Source organism: Halopseudomonas salina (genome assembly GCF_008641105.1).
Window position 1 is genome coordinate 1 of sequence record NZ_VTTI01000025.1, and the last position, 3258, is coordinate 3258.

Below are 3258 nucleotides of genomic sequence, written 5' to 3' on the forward strand. Positions count from 1 at the left end.
CTGCAACGTCATCAGCGAGACCCTTGATATCGCCAACCGCGGCGCGAAGGGCGAGGCCAGCGGGCAGCACAGCCGCCTGGCATTCGTGAGCCGTGGCGGCGGGATCATTGTGGAGCTGTTCTTTATCAGCAACCCGCAGGACGTGGCCCGCTACCAGCGTTGGAAGCTGCAGCTTGCGGAGGTGCTAGCCGAGCTGCTGGCAGAGGAGGTGATGTGTGCTGACTAAATACAAGTTGCTGCTGCAGATCGGCGTGGCATTGGCTGTGCTGGTTGTGATCGCGGCCGTGGCCTGGTGGATCATCAGCCCCCGCATCGAGTTGGAAACCCAGCGGGCCGACCGTGCCGAAAGCGACCTGGCCAAGGAAAAGGAACTGACCGAGGTGCAAGCCCTGGTGCTGGAGGGGCAGCAGCGCGAGATCGACCGCGCCGCAGACATCGACCGCAGCATCAAACTGCTCGAGCAAACCATCACCCGCCAAGCCACCCGGCAAGAGCGCGCCATCCAGGAGCTAAAACGCAATGATCAAACCATCATGGATTATCTGGCTGAGCCTGTTCCTGCTGACCTCGGCATGCTCTACGCCCGCCCCGACACCACAGACCCAACCGCCTACCGTGCAGCGCAGCCAGTGCAACCTGGTGCCGTGCCTGCTACCGGGGAGGCCGCCGCTGGTGGTGAATGAGGATTGGCGCCGGGCGTTGGATGAGGTGGAGGGGGCGTTGGAGAGTTGTGCGCTGCAGGTGAGGGGGTGTATTGGTAAGGAGTAAGCTGCCGCGTCGCTGAATGCGCCATAATTCGATAATAATTCAGGAACCAGCTTCTGAAATAGTCGAAATATTAAAGAGCTGGATCGACCTCCCCGGGGCATGATAGCTGATACTGCGTCTGCGGAATCGGATGTCTCCATGTCCCGGGAGCTAGAAGCTCTTGAGAAATAGTGTATCTGTCGTAAGACTCGCCGGTCATGTAAACGGTAACACCGTAGGCGGTAAGCCAGGAATAATCTTGAGTGTCGCCCCGGGGCCACAATTGACCAACGCCAAGATAGTCGTCTAATAGTTTAATAAAAAACTTATCGTCTGTTTCAAATTTAGTTTTTTTGGGGCTGCTGTTTTGAAATGAATCGCCGGAGTCCAAAAGCAGTTGCTCTATATAGTAATCCCTTTTGACGTAAGAAATTTGATAAATCACTTTCTTGTTTTCAAGTTCTGGTAGCTCGGCATAATAATAGATAATTGAATCAAATAGCGCATGGTCTACTTTTACTATCCAGTAATCATTATTAGATTTTTCTATTTTTTCATCTTTATGGATTTTTTGTACTCTTGTTATCTCATCAAAAATTTTTATGCTTGGAAAACTTACAGGATATGGATTGCCCATATCTAGAATCCGTCCAAGCTCTAGCTCGGTAATTTTTTCTTGTTGGCTTTCTATTATCTCTTTTAATGCCGATGCGTCTTTTTTTAGGGATGACCGTTCAGAGTCAATATATTTATTATCGTTCCTTAATGAGTTTAGCTTCTCTTCAAGCTGGAACTTCTCCGAAGTTAGTGAGTCAACAGTAATTCTATGGTCATAGTTAAGCTGTGCGTTGAGCGATGGAAATAAAAATTGCACTGCAAATCCAATGCCCGCAGCACCCGAGGCTATAGAAATTATCACAGGGCTACCTTTCCAATCCATGTCGCTTTCCTTTTGCAGCTTTTTAGTTCAGTACTCATAATTGACGAGCTTTGGTGTTCGTAAACCCTTTCATATAAGCAAGTCTGCTAGAGCTGACTCATACTCTCTAATAGCTCGCCACTTGTCCGGAAGGGCTGCGTCCGGATTATTAGCATAATGTTTGTTGGCTACGCCAGTCTGCCCGTGGTCCTGCAGCAGATCCCGCAGGTGCGGCTCGATGCCGGCGCGCTGCATCACCTGCTTGATGGTGCGGCGCAGATCCCTGGGCGTAAATGGCTGTACGCGCTTGCCGGCTTCCTTTTCGATCCAGGAGGCTTCGTCATCGATGAACCTGACGATCGCGTTGCGGGGTGTGCTGATCACCATGGGCGCATCGCCTGTGTATGACCACGGCCATTCATGCTGGCCGGTCAGGGTACGCACCTCCTCAAGGATCCCGATCGCGCGATCGGTGAGCGGCGTCATGTTCACCCTGGCTTTGCCTCGGCCCTTCAGGCTGGGCGTGCTGAATACCTTCCCCTCGATGTCATACGCTGACCATGGCGCCTGCATCATCCGGTAGGGCCGCTGGCCTCCGGTGGCGATCATGAACTGCACCAACAGCGTGACCAGCTTCCCTACCTTCTTTGCCTTCACCAGGTTGTGCCAGAAGTGACGCAACTCCTCATCTGTCAGCGCTCGATCGTGAGCGTTCTCGCCTTCCTTCTGCCGTCGCAATGCCGCCACCGGGTTGTGTGTCAGCCCGAATGATTTGCGGCTCTTCCTTGCAACGTCATACTCCGCCTGCAGCCCCATCTGAAATGCCGCGTGTAGATACGTGCGCGCTCGGTTGTACTGAGTCTTCGCGCCACGCTCCCAGAACGGGGAGAGCAGCGTCATGCAATGGATGGGTTCGATATCGCGGGCTTTGAGGGCCACCACTTCTGGATGTTTTTCGATGAAATCCTTGGTGATGATGCGCTCGATCTCCTTGGCCGACACCACGGCATTGGCGTGCAGCTCGGCCGTATAGTCCTCGAGGAGATCTTGCAGGGATCCGCGCCTGGCTTCGGTCGCTGCTTTTTGCAGAGCTTCAGCCTCGGCCGCGGCTTCATCGGTGGCACGCTGCTGCAGTTGGGCTTTGAGATTGGGGTGTTCCTGCCGCAGGCCGGCCAGCTCGGATGCCTTGGCCCGGCATTCAGCCAGGGTCATCACGCCGTAGGTGCCGATCTTGATTGCCTCGGCCTTCCCCTCGAAGTGATACTGGTAGTACGCCTCGGTTGCACCAGACTCCCTCCGGCGGAAGAGCAGGGCACCATCACCCCGACCGCCGACCCGCTCCGACACTTTCCCCTTCAGCGTTTTAACTTCCCGATCCGTCAGCCTGGCCATATTGGTCCCTGTTTTGGTCCCTGTTTCTACTCGGTTGGCATCATATCTGGCTGTACACCATCGGACAATCGCAGGTCGTTAAGTGTCTGTTTTGTATAGGGTGTAGGCTTTTCAGGCGGACAGGGCTGTCCGTGAAAATACGCGCCGATCAACGCCTCCTAAGCGGTAGGTCCCCGGTTCGAATCCGGGCTCGCGCACCA

The 3258-nt window shown here is 54.4% G+C and carries 4 protein-coding genes; 2 read left to right on the plus strand and 2 right to left on the minus strand.

Going from position 1 to position 3258, the window contains the following annotated elements:
• Both FZF01_RS19445 and lysC read left to right on the plus strand, forming a co-directional pair.
• On the plus strand, window positions 1-226 hold a 226-nt coding region (locus FZF01_RS19445; RefSeq protein ID WP_263363820.1), incomplete at its 5' end, for a hypothetical protein.
• Between the two features lie 293 nt (window positions 227-519).
• Window positions 520-768: an Rz1-like lysis system protein LysC gene (gene lysC, locus FZF01_RS19795; protein WP_223825566.1), complete on the plus strand. Its 249-nt coding sequence runs from the start codon at window positions 520-522 to the stop codon at window positions 766-768.
• 70 nt (window positions 769-838) lie between these two features.
• On the opposite strand, the gene FZF01_RS19175 is transcribed toward lysC, so the two are convergent.
• The gene (locus tag FZF01_RS19175; RefSeq protein ID WP_150279440.1) at window positions 839-1687 is read right to left on the minus strand and encodes a hypothetical protein; all 849 of its coding nucleotides are present in this window, start codon (window positions 1685-1687) and stop codon (window positions 839-841) included.
• A gap of 69 nt (window positions 1688-1756) precedes the next feature.
• The gene (locus tag FZF01_RS19180; protein WP_150279441.1) at window positions 1757-3058 is read right to left on the minus strand and encodes a tyrosine-type recombinase/integrase; all 1302 of its coding nucleotides are present in this window, start codon (window positions 3056-3058) and stop codon (window positions 1757-1759) included.
• Window positions 3059-3258: the final 200 nt, after the last annotated feature.